The sequence below is a fragment of the Streptomyces sp. NPDC092370 genome (genome assembly GCF_044755265.1).
In the GTDB taxonomy this organism is placed as follows: domain Bacteria; phylum Actinomycetota; class Actinomycetes; order Streptomycetales; family Streptomycetaceae; genus Streptomyces.
The window spans coordinates 1,328,371-1,344,205 of sequence record NZ_JBIVQO010000001.1; the positions used below are offsets into that span (position 1 = coordinate 1,328,371).

General features: G+C 72.5%; 14 protein-coding genes and 1 pseudogene. 13 read left to right on the plus strand and 2 right to left on the minus strand.

Translation table 11 applies throughout. From position 1 onward, the window contains the following. Positions 1 to 34: 34 nt before the first annotated feature. On the minus strand, positions 35 to 859 hold the full coding sequence (locus ACIQHQ_RS05990; RefSeq protein ID WP_402610481.1) for an NAD-dependent epimerase/dehydratase family protein: 825 nt from the start codon (positions 857 to 859) through the stop codon (positions 35 to 37). A 225-nt stretch (positions 860 to 1,084) separates the two neighbouring features. Between ACIQHQ_RS05990 and ACIQHQ_RS05995 the strand changes: the two genes are divergently transcribed. Together ACIQHQ_RS05995 and ACIQHQ_RS06000 are read left to right on the plus strand one after the other, a co-directional pair. Then, positions 1,085 to 2,026 carry a 5-dehydro-4-deoxyglucarate dehydratase gene (locus tag ACIQHQ_RS05995; RefSeq protein ID WP_402610482.1) on the plus strand — a complete coding sequence of 314 codons (942 nt, stop codon included), beginning with the start codon at positions 1,085 to 1,087 and terminating at the stop codon, positions 2,024 to 2,026. Next, complete coding sequence (locus ACIQHQ_RS06000) at positions 2,023 to 3,186, plus strand: hypothetical protein (RefSeq protein WP_402610483.1); 1,164 nt, start codon at positions 2,023 to 2,025, stop codon at positions 3,184 to 3,186. The genes ACIQHQ_RS05995 and ACIQHQ_RS06000 overlap by 4 nt, the downstream gene beginning before the upstream one ends. Here the strand turns inward: ACIQHQ_RS06000 and ACIQHQ_RS06005 are convergent. Beyond that, positions 3,123 to 4,379, minus strand: a pseudogene (locus ACIQHQ_RS06005) (MFS transporter). The gene ACIQHQ_RS06000 and the pseudogene ACIQHQ_RS06005 overlap by 64 nt on opposite strands. A gap of 104 nt (positions 4,380 to 4,483) precedes the next feature. Here ACIQHQ_RS06005 and ACIQHQ_RS06010 point away from each other — a divergent pair. The 11 genes from ACIQHQ_RS06010 to ACIQHQ_RS06060 all read left to right on the plus strand — a co-directional run bounded on the left by ACIQHQ_RS06010 (position 4,484) and on the right by ACIQHQ_RS06060 (position 15,829). Further along, a complete protein-coding gene (locus tag ACIQHQ_RS06010; RefSeq protein WP_402610484.1) occupies positions 4,484 to 5,092 on the plus strand; it encodes a TIGR03086 family metal-binding protein in 609 nt (202 codons plus the stop codon). Between the two features lie 231 nt (positions 5,093 to 5,323). After that, positions 5,324 to 6,076 carry an MBL fold metallo-hydrolase gene (locus ACIQHQ_RS06015; RefSeq protein ID WP_402610485.1) on the plus strand — a complete coding sequence of 251 codons (753 nt, stop codon included), beginning with the start codon at positions 5,324 to 5,326 and terminating at the stop codon, positions 6,074 to 6,076. A 148-nt stretch (positions 6,077 to 6,224) separates the two neighbouring features. Then, a complete protein-coding gene (locus tag ACIQHQ_RS06020) occupies positions 6,225 to 6,884 on the plus strand; it encodes a GntR family transcriptional regulator (protein WP_402610486.1) in 660 nt (219 codons plus the stop codon). After that, positions 6,881 to 7,792, plus strand: a complete 912-nt coding sequence (locus tag ACIQHQ_RS06025) for a dihydrodipicolinate synthase family protein (RefSeq protein ID WP_402610488.1) — start codon at positions 6,881 to 6,883, stop codon at positions 7,790 to 7,792. The genes ACIQHQ_RS06020 and ACIQHQ_RS06025 overlap by 4 nt, the downstream gene beginning before the upstream one ends. Further along, the gene (gene araD / locus ACIQHQ_RS06030; RefSeq protein WP_402610489.1) at positions 7,789 to 9,519 is read left to right on the plus strand and encodes an L-arabinonate dehydratase; all 1,731 of its coding nucleotides are present in this window, start codon (positions 7,789 to 7,791) and stop codon (positions 9,517 to 9,519) included. The genes ACIQHQ_RS06025 and araD overlap by 4 nt, the downstream gene beginning before the upstream one ends. A 138-nt stretch (positions 9,520 to 9,657) precedes the next feature. After that, complete coding sequence (locus ACIQHQ_RS06035; protein WP_390990507.1) at positions 9,658 to 10,593, plus strand: ABC transporter permease subunit; 936 nt, start codon at positions 9,658 to 9,660, stop codon at positions 10,591 to 10,593. Continuing rightward, on the plus strand, positions 10,590 to 11,486 hold the full coding sequence (locus ACIQHQ_RS06040) for a carbohydrate ABC transporter permease (RefSeq protein WP_402610490.1): 897 nt from the start codon (positions 10,590 to 10,592) through the stop codon (positions 11,484 to 11,486). Before ACIQHQ_RS06035 ends, ACIQHQ_RS06040 begins: the two co-directional genes overlap by 4 nt. Next, positions 11,483 to 12,316, plus strand: a complete 834-nt coding sequence (locus ACIQHQ_RS06045; protein WP_402610491.1) for a hypothetical protein — start codon at positions 11,483 to 11,485, stop codon at positions 12,314 to 12,316. The genes ACIQHQ_RS06040 and ACIQHQ_RS06045 overlap by 4 nt, the downstream gene beginning before the upstream one ends. 8 nt (positions 12,317 to 12,324) lie before the next feature. After that, entirely contained in the window at positions 12,325 to 13,488 is a 1,164-nt protein-coding gene (locus tag ACIQHQ_RS06050; RefSeq protein ID WP_402610492.1) for a Gfo/Idh/MocA family protein, read from the plus strand. Continuing rightward, positions 13,485 to 14,324 carry a PmoA family protein gene (locus ACIQHQ_RS06055; protein ID WP_402610493.1) on the plus strand — a complete coding sequence of 280 codons (840 nt, stop codon included), beginning with the start codon at positions 13,485 to 13,487 and terminating at the stop codon, positions 14,322 to 14,324. The genes ACIQHQ_RS06050 and ACIQHQ_RS06055 overlap by 4 nt, the downstream gene beginning before the upstream one ends. After that, complete coding sequence (locus tag ACIQHQ_RS06060) at positions 14,321 to 15,829, plus strand: family 43 glycosylhydrolase (protein ID WP_402610494.1); 1,509 nt, start codon at positions 14,321 to 14,323, stop codon at positions 15,827 to 15,829. Before ACIQHQ_RS06055 ends, ACIQHQ_RS06060 begins: the two co-directional genes overlap by 4 nt. Positions 15,830 to 15,835: the final 6 nt, after the last annotated feature.

Consider the following 15,835-nt stretch of genomic DNA (forward strand, 5'->3'; position numbering starts at 1 on the left):
GTGCCCGCCCGCCGTCGTGTGACGACTTTTCCGGTCAGTACGGCCAGATCGGCGGGTCCGTCACGAACGGGCCGCCCAGGTAGGCGTGCGCCTCGTTGCCGTCCTGCAGCTCGCCCTGCTCGGCGATGAGTTTTTCGGCGAACGGCTCGGAGTCGTCCTGCGGCTCGTAGCCGAGCGCCCGGGCGCTGGTGAGGTCCCACCACAGCCGGGTGTTGGCGGAGGAGCCGTGGACGACGGTGTGGCCGACGTGCTCGGCGGTCAGCGCCGCGTGGAAGAGGCGGGCGCCGTCGGCGGGGCTCATCCACACCGAGAGCATGCGCACGCTGGTCGGCTCGGGGAAGCAGGAGCCGATGCGCACCGAGACCGTCTCCACGCCGTGCTTGTCCCAGTAGAACTGCGCGAGGTCCTCGCCGAAGCACTTGGACAGGCCGTAGAAGGTGTCCGGGCGGCGCGGGGTGTCGACCGGGATGAGCGCGCCCGGATCGAGAGGTGCGTCGCCCCGGGGGCGCGGGGTGTAGCCGACGGCGTGGTTGGAGGAGGCGAAGACGATCCGGCCCACGCCCTCCTCGCGGGCCGCCTCGTACAGGTGGTAGGTGCCCTCGATGTTCGCCTTGAGGATCTTCTCGAAAGGGGCTTCCAGGGAGATGCCCGCGAGATGGATGATCGCGTCGACGCCCCGGACCGCCTCGCGTAGGGCGTCCCGGTCGGCGAGGTCGGCGGTGATCGCCTCGGGTGCCCCCTCGATCGGGCGGATGTCCAGCAGGCGCAGGTCGTAGCCGTAGTCCGGGAGCAGGTCCCGCATCAGCGTGCCGAGGCCGCCGGCGGCGCCGGTGAGCAGGACGGTGCGGGGAGCGGGCATCCTCGGGTCTCCTTGATCGCCGACCGTGTGCATATGCGCGCACGGCATTCATATGCGTGGACACGCTAAGGATCAGGCGCAGAGCCCGTCAAGTATGCCGTGGAGAAGGGTGAATCCGCAGGTGCGTCACGGGTGTGCGTGCTTGACCGGCCCCGAGGCGGCGCCTTAGCGTGGACTCGTTCAGAAATATAGACGCCAATCATGAATATGGAACCGGGAGAGCTCGTGACGTCAGCCCCTCTCGCCGCTCGACTCGACATCCCCAGCGGACCGCTGTTCTTCCCGGTCACCGCCTACGGACCCGACGGCTCCGTGGACCTCGACACCTACCGCACGCACGTCCGCCGCGGGGTGGAGGCCGGGGCCGCCGCCGTGTTCGCCTGCTGCGGCACCGGCGAGTTCCACGCCCTGACACCCGAGGAGTTCGAGGCCTGTGTACGGGCCGCCGTCGAGGCCGCCGACGGGCGCGTACCGGTCGTCGCGGGCGCCGGGTACGGCACCGCGCTCGCCGTGCGCTACGCCCGCCTCGCCGAGGCCGCCGGCGCGGACGGCCTGCTCGCCATGCCGCCCTACCTCGTCGTCGCCGGGCAGGAGGGGCTGCTGCGGCACTACCGGGAGGTGGCCGCCGCGACCGCCCTGCCGGTCATCGTCTACCAGCGCGACAACGCCGTGTTCACCCCGGCCACGGTCGTCGGACTCGCCCGCACGGACGGGATCATCGGCCTCAAGGACGGGCTCGGCGACCTCGATCTCATGCAGCGCATCGTCAGCGCCGTCCGCACCGAAACCACCGGCGACTTCCTGTACTTCAACGGCCTGCCGACCGCCGAGCAGACCCAGCTCGCCTACCGCGCCCTCGGTGTGACGCTCTACTCGTCCGCCGTCTTCTGCTTCGCGCCGGAGATCGCCCTCGCCTTCCACCGCGCCCTCGCGGCCGGTGACGACGCCACCGTGCGGAGACTGCTGGACGGCTTCTACCGCCCGTTCGTCGAACTGCGCGCCCAGGGCCGCGGGTACGCCGTCGCGCTGGTCAAGGCCGGGGTACGGCTGCGCGGCCTCGACGTCGGGGAGGTGCGGCCCCCGCTGCACGAGCCGGCCGGGGATCATGTCAAGCAGCTCGCCGAACTGATCGAGCGGGGCCACGCGCTGCTGGAGGAGACCAAGTGAAGGCGTCGGCATTCGTCTACCCCTGGGACGTCAACGGGGACCCGGAGGCACCCGGGCGGATCGCCGCGCTCGGCGTGCGGCAGGTGACGCTCGCCGCCGCCTACCACTCCACGCGCGCCCTCACACCCCGCCATCCCCGCCACCGCATCGTCACCGCCGAGCACTCCGCCGTGCTGTACCCGGTGGACGACCGCTGGGCCGGGCGCGAGCTGCGCCCCTACGCGGCAGGCGCCTGGGCCCCCGGCGACGCCTTCGGCGAGGCCGCCACCGCGCTCACCGAGGCCGGTCTGGAGGTGCACACCTGGGTCGTCCTGGCGCACAACTCCCGCCTCGGCGCCGAACACCCGGACACCTCGGTCGTCAACGCCTACGGCGACCGCTACCCCTGGGCGCCGTGCATCGCGCAGCCCGCCACGCGCACGTACCTGACCGACCTGGCCGCCGACGCGGCGGTCCGGCCCGGGGCGCGCGGCACCGAACTGGAGTCCCTCGGCTGGTACGGACTTCAGCATCTGCACGCCCACGACAAGACCGGCGGCATCGGTCTCGGGGACGCCGGGCAGTACCTGATGGCGCTGTGCTTCTGCCCGACCTGCCGGGACGGCTACGGCCGGCATGGCCTGGACGCCGGCGAACTGGCGGCCGCCGTACGGACCGCGCTGGAGCCGGTCTGGCGGGGCGCGCCCTCCGACGGAGGCTGGACGGGCATCGAGAAGCTCCTCGGCGAGACCCTCGCCCACACGACACGCGCGTACCGCGACGACACCGCCCGCACCCTCCAGGAGCAGGCCGTCGCGGCGGTCCGCGCGGCGGCGCCCGAGGGCTTCCAGGTGCTGCTGCACGCGGACCCGGTGCCGTACCACGTCGGCGCCAACCCCGGGGTCGACCCGGCGCACATCCTGTCCGTCGCGGACGGCGTGGTCGTGCCCTGTGCGGGTGGCATCGGCACACTGACACCGTTCGCGCGGCAGGGCCGCCGGGGCGCCGTCCTCGCGGCCAACTTCACCGTCGTCTCGGGGATGGGCGGCAGCCCGGGCACCCTCGCCGCAGACGCGGCCGGGGCCCGGGAGCTCGGCGCCACCGAACTGCGGCTCTATCACGCCGGGCTGGCGTCCGACGGCGACCTGGAGGCGGTCCGCTCCGCCCTCGCCGAGCTCTGACACGGCGCGGCCGCCGTCACCAGCAGGCCACGGCGGCGGCCATCAGCGCCAGCCGGTGGCTCACCAGCTCGACCAGGGCCGCCCCGGCGGCCGGCCGGGCCACGTTCGGTGCGTGCACCAGGGTGTGGGCGGTGGCCGTGACGCGGCCCAGCGGCGCACCCGGCGTCTCGTGGTGCACGGAGGCCAGCGCGGCGATCGGCACGGCGGGCGGCCCGACGCCGATCCGCGCCGCACACCAGGGCCACTGGGTCGGACGGCACCGGCCGCAGGGCCACGGCGACAGCCAGCAGGGCGATCCCGGACGCCGCTAAGCGCCGTGCGCCCAGGTGACGCAGGGCGGAGCCGGAGAGCAGGCCGACCGCGACCGAACCCGGCGCCCTGCACGGCGTACGGCACGCCGGTGTACGCGGGGGAGTGCCCGAGGGCGTCGACGACGGCGTACACCGTCGCCCCGTTCACACCGGCGCAGAGCATGGCGGCGCCGCCCGCCAGGACCACGGGGCGCAGCACGGGGTGCGCCCACAGGTGCCGGACGCCCTCGGCGGACCGCCGCCGAGGGCTGCCGAGGGGCGGCGCGGGCTTGTCCTCCCATACGCGCAGTGCCGCGTACAGGGCTGTGGCCAGCACGAACGTCGCTGCGACCAGGAGGGCGACACTCGCGCCACCGTACGCCGCGCAGAGGCCCGCGCCCGTCGGCGGGCCAGGAGTTTCATGCTCTGCGCAGCGCTCATGCGCAGGCCGTTGAAGTCGCCCGGCAGGGCCGGTCGACCGCCGTCGCCGCCAGCGCCGACTCGCCGCGTCGTGGACGGCGCCCGCCGCCCCGTATACGAACAGCAGCGCGTACAGCAGCCACAGGTCACCCGGGGCGTCGACCCTCAGGAGGGTGAGCAGTAGGTCCACCAGGAGCAGGTTCACCCCGATCAGCAGCGGCTTGCGGCGGACCCGGTCGGCGAGAGGGCCCAGCAGCGGTCCCACCGGGGTCGGCAGCACAGGGCGAGCACGCACAGCGCGGCCCGGCCGTCCGAGCCGGTCAGGTCCTTGACCCCCACGCCGGACGCCAGCCACAGGGCCGACGCGCCGAAGCCGGAGACCACCGGACCGCAGAGGCAGAGCCCGCGGTCGCGGTCGCGCAGGACGCGCACGAGGGCCGGGTCGTCTCGGCCGTCACGCCTCGCCGTCGTGCGGCTGAGGATCCGGGCGGCGGATCGGGCAGGTTCCTCGGACAAGGCCCGGACGAGCGATGACTTTCGTGCCCGGGGCCGGTCTACCTCCCGAGACGACACTCGGAGGAGCACCCATGACCGACATCACCGGGACGACCGGTACGTCCCTCGACCTCGGGCCCCAGACGGAGGTCCTGGCGCGGCTCGTCGCCGGCGTCACCGACGAACAGCTGGCCGACCCGACGCCCTGCCCGAAATACGAGGTGCGCCACCTGCTCGGCCACCTGGCGGGACTGGCCGCCGCCTTCCGTGACGCCGCACGCAAGGACCTCGGCGCCACGACCGACACCAGCCCCGACTCCGCGCTGCCGGACCTCGCGCCCGGCTGGCGCGAGGAGCTGCCCGAGGTCCTCGCCGAACTGGCCGAGGCCTGGCGCGACCCGGCGGCCTGGACGGGCATGACCCGGGCCGGAGGCGTCGACCTGCCCGGCGAGATCGCGGCCCTCGTCGTCACCGACGAACTGGTCGTGCACGGCTGGGACCTGGCCCGCGCCACCGGGCAGCCGTACAGCCCCGACCCGGCCGCGCTCCGGGCCTGCCACGACTTCCTCGCCGCGGCGGTCGACGACCCCGGCCGGGGCGAGATCTTCGGCCCCGTCGTCCCCATCGAGCCCGAGGCCTCCCTGCTGGACCGGGCCGTGGGACTGAGCGGTCGGGACCCGAGGTGGACACGCATGCCGTAGGGCGGCCGGGTGGCCACGTCATGGGGCGGCCGGACGGCCACTGCCTCGTCCCGTGGGACGGTACGAGGTGGGGGACGGGGACGACGAGGGGGGACATCCCTGGAGCCTTCAGCTCCTCCTCGGTGAACCGTGTGCCGCCGTGCCATCTGCCCCTGTGATCGCCGCACCCGGAGTTCCGGCTGCCCGGGTGAACCCGGCGGTGTCGGCGCGGTGGCGCATAGCCTCCACGCCATGTCTCTCACCTTGACCGTCCTCGGGACGGCCTCCCCGCATCCCCGCCCCGACCGCCCCTGCTCCGGTTACCTGCTGCGCGGCGGCGGGGCCGAGGTGTGGGTGGACGCCGGGCCCGGGACCTTCGCGGAGTTGCAGCGGCACACCGACCCGGCACGGCTCACCGCCGTGTGGATCTCGCATCTGCACGCGGATCACTGTGCCGATCTGCTGTCCGCGGTGTACGGCCTCGCGTACGGCGGGCTCACCCCGGCCGCGCCCGTGCCGGTGTACGCCCCGGCCGGGTGCGTTCAGCGTCTCGCCGGGTTCTCGGCACGGCCCGACGCCGGTTTCCTGGACGGCATCCTGGACTTCAGGACCGTGCACGACGGCCATGTGGCCCGGCACGGCGGCCTCACCCTCACCGCACACGCCGTCACCCACGACGTCGAGTCGTACGGGCTGCGGGCCGAAGCCGGCGGGCGGGTCCTCGCCTACTCCGGTGACAGCGGCCCCTGCCCCGCCCTGGCCGAACTCGCCCGCGACGCCGACCTGTTCCTGTGCGAGGCGGACATCGACACGCATCGCGAAGGCGAACAGGTCCATCTCACTCCCGAGGACGCCGGTGCCGTCGCCCGCCGGGCGGGGGTGCGGGAGTTGCTCGTCACGCACGTCGGTCCCACGCTCACCCCCGAGGCCGCGACCGCACGCGCCGCCGTCGCCTTCGGCGGCCCCACCGCCACCGCCCACCCCGGTGCCACCAGGAGTGTGTGAACGGCACCACAGCTTCTGTGTCGAAAGCATTGACGAAACAAACGCGCCCTCCTACCGTCATCGCGTCGTACTTCGTACGTCATATATGAGACGCGATATGCGAGATCCGATACGCGATCCATCGAGACGCGAGATCCGAGAGGCGCGCATGACCTCTGTGCCCACGCCGATCCCCTCCCGCACGCAGTACGTGCTGGAGGGGATCAAACACCGCATCCTCACGGGGCAGTTGACGCCCGGGCAGGCGCTCGTCGAGACCGAGCTCGCCGCGCAGTTCGGGGTGTCCAAGACCCCGGTGCGCGAGGCGCTCAAGACCCTCGCCGGGACCGGGCTGGTCGTGATGAGCCAGTACAAGGGCGTCACCGTGCGCATGGTGGACGCGGACATGGCGCGCGAGGTCTACGACGTCCGGCTGCTGCTGGAGCCCGAGGCGCTGAAGCGGGCCGTGCAGCGCGGGGCCTCCCTGGACGTCGCCCGGGAGGCGCTGACCAGGGCCGACGCCGCCACCGACACCGCCGAACGCTCCCTCGCCAACCGGGAGTTCCACCGCGCCCTGTACCTGCCGTGCGGCAACCCGCTGCTCGGCCGGATGCTCGACGAGGTGCGCGACCAGGCCGCCCTCGTCTCCGCCGTCGCCTGGGCCGCCTCGCCCTCCTGGGAGCGGGAGGCCGGTGAGCACCGGGAGATCCTGCGGCTCGCCCTCGACGGCGACGCCGACGGCGCGGCGCGTGCCCTGCACGCCCACATCGCGTCCTTCGTGCAACGCGCTTTCCCCGAGGCAGGACTGCAACAGGAAGGTCAGGAATGAGCGGCGTCGCGTTCGAGGCCCAGCGGGCGGCCCTGGCCGATGTGGTGGCGATCCCGGTGACCCCGTTCGCCGAGGACGGATCCGTCGCGCGGGACACCCACCGGGCTCTGCTGCGCCGTCTGCTCGACGGCGGCATCAGCACCCTCACCCCTAACGGCAACACGGGCGAGTTCTACGCCCTGACCCCCGAAGAGCGCCGGCTCGTCACGGAGCTGACGATCGACGAGGCCGGGGAACGGGCCGTCGTCCTGGTCGGTGTCGGGCACGACATCCCCACCGCCATCGCCTCCGCCCGGCACGCACGGGAGCTCGGCGCGCAGATGGTGATGGTCCACCAGCCCGTCCACCCGTACGTCTCCCAGGCCGGCTGGGTCGACTACCACCGGGCCATCGCCGGGGCCGTGCCCGAGCTGGGTGTCGTGCCGTACGTCCGCAACGCGCAGCTCACCGGTGCCCGGCTCGCCGAACTCGCCGACGCCTGCCCGAACGTCATCGGCGTGAAGTACGCCGTCCCCGACGCGGCCAGGTTCGCCGCGTTCGCCCGGGACGCGGGTCTCGAGCGGTTCGTGTGGGTGGCGGGGCTCGCCGAACCGTACGCACCCTCCTACTTCTCCGCCGGGGCCACCGGTTTCACCTCGGGGCTGGTGAACGTCGCCCCGGCCGTCTCCCTGAACATGATCGAGGCGCTGCGCTCGGGCGACTACCCGGCCGCGATGAAGGTCTGGGAGCAGATCCGCCGCTTCGAGGAGCTGCGCGCCGCCAACGGCTCCGCCGACAACGTCACCGTCGTCAAAGAGGCCCTCGCCTCCCTCGGCCTGTGCCGCCGCGAGGTCCGCCCGCCGAGCAAGCCGCTGCCGGAGAGCGAACGCGCCGAGGTCGCCGCCATCGCCGCAGGGTGGTCGATATGACAGGCCGCAAGCGCCCCGAGGAGCTGCGCAGCCACCAGTGGTACGGCACCGAAGGGCTGCGCACCTTCAGCCACCGCGCCCGCACCCGCCAGCTGGGCTATCTGCCCGAGGAGCACCTGGGCAAGCCCGTCATCGCGATCCTCAACACCTGGTCCGACATCAACCCCTGCCACGTCCATCTGCGCGAGCGGGCCCAGGCCGTGAAGCGAGGGGTGTGGCAGGCCGGTGGTTTCCCGCTGGAGTTCCCGGTCTCCACGCTCAGCGAGACCTTCCAGAAGCCGACCCCGATGCTCTACCGCAACATGCTCGCCATGGAGACGGAGGAGCTGCTGCGGTCGTACCCGGTCGACGGGGCCGTGCTGATGGGCGGCTGCGACAAGTCGACGCCCGCCCTGCTCATGGGGGCGGCCAGCGCCGATCTGCCGGCGGTCTTCGTGCCGGCCGGGCCGATGCTGCCGGGCCACTGGCGGGGCGAGGTCCTCGGCTCCGGTACCGACATGTGGAAGTACTGGGACGACAAGCGGGCCGGCGTCATCGGCGACTGCGAGATGCAGGAGCTGGAGAGCGGCCTCGCCCGCTCGCCCGGCCACTGCATGACGATGGGCACGGCCTCCACGCTGACCGCCGCGGCCGAGGCCCTCGGCGTCACGGTGCCGGGCGCCTCCAGCATCCCGGCCGTCGACTCCGGGCACGACCGGATGGCCGCCAGGGCGGGCATGACGATCGTCGAACTGGTCCACAAGGACCGGAAACTGAGCGACATCCTCACCGCCGAGGCCTTCGAGGACGCCGTGACGACCGTGCTCGGACTCGGCGGCTCCACCAACGCCGTGATCCACCTGATCGCCATGGCGGGCCGCGTGGGTGTCCGGCTCACCCTCGACGACTTCGACCGCGTCGCCCGCACGGTCCCGGTGCTGGCCAACGTACGGCCCGGCGGACAGACGTATCTGATGGAGGACTTCCACTTCGCCGGCGGTCTGCCCGGGTTCCTCTCCCGGATCCCGGACCTGCTCCACCTGGACCGGCCCACCGTCTCGCACGACACCCTGCGCGAGCAGATCGCCGGCGCCCGGGTCCACCACGACGACGTCATCCGGACCCGGGACAACCCGGTCGCGCCGGAGGGCGGGGTGGCCGTGCTGCGCGGCAACCTCTGCCCGGACGGCGCGGTCATCAAGCACATCGCCGCCGAACCGCACCTGCTCAAGCACACCGGGCCCGCCGTCGTCTTCGACGACTACCGGACCATGCAGCGCACCATCAACGAGCCGGCGCTCGGCATCACCGCGGACCACGTCCTCGTGCTGCGCAACGCCGGCCCCAAGGGCGGACCCGGCATGCCCGAGTACGGGATGCTGCCGCTGCCCGACCACCTGCTCAAGCAGGGCGTGCGGGACATGGTCCGGATCTCCGACGCGCGGATGAGCGGCACGAGTTACGGCGCGTGCGTGCTGCACGTCGCGCCCGAGTCGTACGTCGGCGGACCGCTCGCCCTGGTACGGACCGGCGACAGCATCACCCTCGACGTCGAGGCGCGCGTCCTCCATCTCCACGTCGACGACGAGGAACTTCAGCGGCGCAGGGCGCGGTGGACCCCACCGCCCACCCGCTACGAGCGCGGCTACGGCGCGCTCTACAACGAGCAGATCACGCAGGCCGACACCGGCTGCGACTTCGAGTTCCTGGCCCGCCCGGGCACCGTGCGGGACCCCTACGCGGGCTGAACCGCACGACCCACGCGCCACCCCGCACCACCTTTGCTCCTCAGCACGACCCGGCACGACCCTGCCCGTGAAGAAAGCGCTTCCCACGCACGCATCGACGCACGACGTACCACGACGTACTGAGAACGGAGAACAGTCATGGCCCAAGCCGCAGCCGTGGCGAAACCGCCCGCGCCACCCCGGCGGCGCCGGGCCTCCGCCACGCCGCGCAGGCTCCCGTACCTGCTCATCGCGCCGGCCGCCCTGCTGATGCTGGGGTTCATCGCCTACCCGGTCATCAGCGTCTTCTACTACAGCCTGCAGAACTACAACCCGACCAAGCCGTGGCGGAACGGCTACGCGGGCTTCGACAACTTCGTCCACGCCTTCACCGAGGACCCCGTCTTCTGGGACACGCTGGTCTTCAGCGCCCAGTGGGTCGTCGTCGAGGTCGGTCTCCAGCTGCTGTTCGGCCTCGCGCTCGCCCTGATCGTCAACCAGACCTTCGTGGGCCGGGGCCTGGGGCGGGCCCTGGTCTTCTCCCCGTGGGCCGTCTCCGGCGTGCTGACCTCCGCGATCTGGGTGCTGCTCTACAACTCCCAGACGGGCATCACCCGATACCTCGCCGACATGGGCATCGGCTCCTACGGCACCAGCTGGCTGTCGGACACCTCGACCGTGTTCCCGGCGGCGATCGTCGCCGATCTGTGGCGCGGCGTGCCCTTCTTCGCGATCCTCATCCTCGCCGACCTCCAGTCCGTCTCGAAGGACCTCTACGAGGCCGCCGAGGTCGACGGCGCGAGCCGGCTGAAGCAGTTCTGGCACATCACCCTGCCGCACCTGAAGGACGCCATCATCCTGTCCACGCTGCTGCGCGCGGTGTGGGAGTTCAACAACGTCGACCTGCTCTACACCCTGACCGGCGGCGGTCCCGCGGGCGAGACGACCACGCTGCCGCTGTACATCGCCAACACATCCGTCGACGCCCACAACTTCGGCTACGCGTCGGCCCTGACCACGGTGGCGTTCGTGATCCTGCTCTTCTGCTCGATGGTCTACCTGCGGCTGAGCAAGTTCGGAGGCGAGGGCAAGTGAGCGTCAAGGAAGCCACCAAGCAGGCGCCCGCCCCCGTGCCCGCCACCCCCGAACCGCCGCGCCCCGCCAAGGGGCACCGTGCCTGGGACGAGGCGCCCCGCTGGCAGATCTACCTGCCCCTGGGCATCTACCTGCTCTTCACGCTCGTCCCCTTCTACTGGATCCTGCTCTTCTCGCTGCGCCCGGCCGGTTCGACCTCGCTCGTGCCCTGGCCGATGACCTTCGACCACTTCGAGAAGGTCTGGACGGAGCGCAGCTTCGGCACCTACTTCACCAACAGCGTGCTCGTCGGCGTCGCCACCCTGATCATGACGACGCTCGTCGCGCTGGCCGGCGGCTACGCGCTCGCCCGGTTCGACTTCAAGGTCAAGCGGGCGTTCATGCTGGGTCTGCTGTGCTCCCAGTTCGTGCCGGGCGCGCTGCTGCTGGTGCCGCTGTTCGAGATCTTCGCCGAGCTCCAGATGATCAACTCGCTCGGCAGTGTCATCCTCGCCGAGACGGTCTTCCAGCTGCCGCTGTCGATGATCCTGATCAGCAACTTCATCAAGAACGTGCCGTACTCCCTGGAGGAGGCGGCCTGGGTCGACGGCTGCAACCGGATGACGGCTTTCCGGATCGTGGTGCTGCCGCTGCTGCGGCCCGGTCTGATCGCCGTCGGCTCGTTCGCGTTCGTCCACTCCTGGAACCACTTCCTGTTCGCCCTGATGTTCCTGAACAACCAGGACAAGCAGACGATCCCCGTCGGCCTCAACAGCCTGATGAGCGCCGACAGCGTCGACCTGGGCGCGCTCGCCGCGGGCGGCATCATCGCGGCCGTCCCGGTGGTGATCGTGTTCGCCTTCATCCAGAAGTGGCTGATCACCGGGTTCAGCGCGGGGGCGGTGAAGGGATGAGGGGCCGACACCTGGCCGTCACCGCCGGCCCGTTGGGGGTGCTCTGCGTGCCCGCGCACGCTGAGGCCCGGGACATAAGCCGCGACACCCTCCCCGCGAACGACGGCTGGGCCGCCGAGGGAGCGGGCACCCCCGGCGGCGCCGCCGCCGACGCCGACCACGTGTACACGGTGACCGACCCCGCCGGGCTCGTCCGCGCCCTCGACGGCGGCAGCGACACCCCGAAGATCATCAAGATCGCCGGGACGATCGACGCCAACACCGACGACCACGGCGACCGGCTGGACTGCGCCGACTACGCCACCGACGGCTACCGCCTGAAGAAGTACCTCGCCGCCTACGACCCCCGCACCTGGGGCTCCGCCAAGCCCAGCGGCCCCCAGGCGGAGGCCCGCCAGGCCTCCGCCGCACGGCAGGCCGAGCGGATCGTCCTGCCCGTCGGCTCGAACACCACCCTCGTCGGCCTCGGCGACTCGGCCGTCCTCAAGGGCGCGAGCCTCCGGGTCAAGAACGCGGACAACCGCTACTCCCTCGGCGTCTCCACCGAGTCGAGGATCTACGCGGAGAACAACGCCTTCCACGCACCCGGCCACGTGGAGGTCGCCGACCTGGTCAAGAGCTGGAACGGCACCGCCCTGCACCAGAACGGCACGCTCTTCGACGGCTTCCCGGTCGACCTGCTCGCGATCCACAACGCCTACAACTCGGGCAGCGAGCGCGATCTGACGGCCGACGTCGGCTGGACGCCGACCCTGCACGGCCGGATCGACGGTGCCCAGATGGCCGACCGGGCCGTGGCACGTGGTGCCGGCGCGGGGAGGATCCCATGATCGATCCCATGAGCGATCGCCTGAGCACACCCCTGCCCGTCGTCCTCGCCGGAGCCCGCGGTCACGGCCGCTGGCACATCGAGAACATCCGCCGCCTCCAGCGCAAGGGCATCGTCCGGCTCGCCGGAGTGTGCGAGCTGACTGCGCTGACCGAGGAGGAGCTCGGCGACCTGGGCAGCCCCGAGCAGTCCGCCGACTTCGGTGCCCTGCTGGACGCCACCGGCGCCCGGCTCGCGGTGATCTGCACACCGATCCCCACCCACACCGACCTCGCGCTCACGGCGGCCGGGCGGGGCGTGCACCTCCTCCTGGAGAAACCGCCCGCCCCTTCCTACGCCGAGTTCCGCCGCATGGCCGACGGGGTCGCCGCGGCCGGTGTCGTCTGCCAGATCGGCTTCCAGTCCCTGGGCTCGCACGCCCTGCCCGCCGTCCGCGAGCTGGTGGCGGAGGGTGCGATCGGGCAGCTGGCCGGGCTCGGCGGGGCCGGTGCCTGGGTGCGCGACGAGGATTACTTCCGGCGGGCGCCCTGGGCGGGCAAGCGGCGGCTGAACGGCGTCGACGTGATCGACGGGGCGCTGACCAACCCCCTCGCCCACGCCGTCGCCACCGCCCTCGCCCTGGGGGGCACGACCCGCGCCGAGGACGTCACCGGCATCGAGACCGAGCTGCTGCGGGCCAACGCCATCGAGTCCGACGACACCTCCTGCGTCCGCGTCACCACGGCACAGGGCCACCCGGTCACCGTCGCCGCGACCCTGTGTGCCGAGCAGGCGGACGAGCCGTACGTGCTGGTGCACGGCAGCAGCGGCCGGATCACCTTCTGGTACAAGCAGGACCGCGTGCTGCTCCAGCGCGCGGGACACGGCCCGGAGGAGTCCGAGCACGGCCGCACCGATCTGCTGGAGAACCTCGTCGACCACCTCACCACCGGCGCGGACCTGCTGGTCCCGCCGGACGAGACCGGCGCCTTCATGAAGGTCGTGGAGGCCATCCGCACGGCCCCCGACCCGGTGCCGCTGCCGGACACCGTCTGGCACCGCGTCCCCGGCGAGAGGCGCCGTGTCGTGCCGGGCATCGACGGACTCGTCGCGGCCGCCGCCGACACCCTCTCCCTCTACTCCGAGCTCGGCGCCCCCTGGGCGCACCTGTCGAACGAGGTGAGCACCCGATGACCAGCAACGACACCGCGGTCCTGCGCGTCGCGGGCCGGCCGGTCGGGCGGTACGTCACCCGGCCCGAGCTGCCGGCCCGGCTCTCCCCGCGACCGTATCTGCACCCCGTCACCACCCTGGCCGGCACGGCCGTGACCGAAGTCGGCCCGGCCGACCACGCACACCACCTCGGCGTCGGTGTCGCCGTTCCCGACGTCGAGGGGTTCAACTTCTGGGGCGGACGCACCTACGTCCGCGACCAGGGCCCGACCGAGCTCGACAACCACGGCGCGCAGCGGCACATCGCGTTCCAGCTGCGCGACCCGGACGGCTTCGTGGAGGAGCTGCGCTGGGTGGCCGCCGGCGGCGAGCTGTTGCGCGAGCGCCGTACGGTCGCGGCCACCGAACTCACCGAACGGGCCTGGGCGCTGGACCTCACCTTCTCCCTCACCAACGTCACCGGGGGCCCGCTGTCCGTCGGCAGCCCCGCGACCAATGGGCGCCCGGGCGCGGCCTACGGCGGGTTCTTCTGGCGGGCCCGCAAGGAGTCCTCGGCGCCGGAGGTTTTCACGGCCGGGACCGAGGGCGAGGAGAACGTCCACGGCCGCCCCGCCGACTGGCTGGCCCTGCGGGGCGGCACCTGGACGCTGGTCTTCGCCGGCGCCACCGAACGCACCGACCCGTGGTTCGTGCGCACCGAGGAGTACCCGGGCGTCGGCTCCTCCCTGGCCTGCGACGAGCGGGTGCCGATCCCGCCGGGCGGGACCGTGGTGCGCCGGGTGGTCACCGTCGTCGCCGACGGCCGTCTCGACCGGGACACGGCAGCGGCCCTCGTCCGCAAGGCGGTGAGCCCGTGACCTCCGAGACCTACCGCAACCCGATCCTGGACGCCGACTGGTCCGACCCGGACGTCGTGCGCGTCGGCGACGACTTCTACCTGACCGCCTCCAGCTTCGGCCGCGCCCCCGGTCTGCCGCTGCTGCACTCCCGGGACCTCGTCAACTGGACCCTGGTCGGCCACGCGCTCGAACGACTGGAACCGGCCGCCGCGTTCGAGAAGCCCCGGCACGACTGCGGGGTCTGGGCCCCCTCCCTCAGGTATCACGACGAACGCTTCTGGATCTTCTGGGGCGACCCCGACCACGGCATCTTCCAGGTCAACGCCCCACGGATCAGGGGCCCCTGGACCCGCCCGCACCTGGTGAAGGCCGGCCGGGGTTTGATCGACCCCTGCCCCCTCTGGGACGAGGAGACCGGAGAGGCCTACCTGGTCCACGCCTGGGCCAAGTCACGCTCCGGCGTCAAGAACCGCCTCACCGGGCACAGGATGCGTCCCGACGGCACCGAACTCCTCGACGAGGGCAAGGTGATCGTCGACGGGGACCGCATACCCGGCTGGTTCACCCTCGAAGGGCCCAAGCTCTACCGGCACGACGGCTGGTTCTGGATTTTCGCCCCCGCCGGTGGTGTGGAGACCGGCTGGCAGGGCGCCTTCCGCTCGCGCGGCTTCTTCGGGCCGTACGAGGAGAGGATCGTCCTGGAGCAGAAGGACACCGGCGTCAACGGCCCCCACCAGGGCGGCTGGGTGCGCACCCCGTCCGGTGAGGACTGGTTCCTGCACTTCCAGCAGCGCGGCGCCTACGGCCGGGTCGTGCACCTCCAGCCGATGCGCTGGGGCCCGGACCACTGGCCGGTACTCGGGGACGACGGCGCCCCCGTCGCCGAACACCGCCGCCCGGCCCTGCCACCGCAGCCGCCCGCAGCGCCCGCCACGGACGACGACTTCCCCGGCGGACGGTACGGCCGCCAGTGGCAGTGGACGGCCAACCCGGGCGAGGGCTGGGCCACCCAGCACTCCGGTGACGGCCTGCGGCTCACCTGCGTGCGCTCGGTCGACACGCACGACCTGCGTGCACTCCCGAACCTCCTCACCCAGAGGCTGCCCGGCGTCCCGTCCGCCGTTGAGGTGGAGCTGCGCCTGCACAGTGAGGAGCCGGGGGCGCGGGCCGGGCTCGCCGTCCTGGGGGACGCGTTCAGCTGGATCGGTCTCCAGCGCGGGGCCGACGGCACGGTCCACCTCGTGCACCGGTTCGCGGAGGGGGCCGCCGAGCGGGAGCGCGACGCGGCCCATCCGCGCCTCGCGCCCGGGGGACGCGTCAGGCTCCGCGTCGAGATCGGCGCCGGGGCCCGCTGCCGCTTCTCCTACGACCTCGGCGACGGTCCGTGCCCGTCGGGTCCCGTCTTCGCCGCCACCCCCTGGCGCTGGGTCGGCGCCCTGCTCGGCCTCTTCGCCCTCGCGCCCGTCGGGCCGGGACACGCGGGCGCCGCCACGTTCACGCACTTCCGGATCACCGACCTGTAACCCACC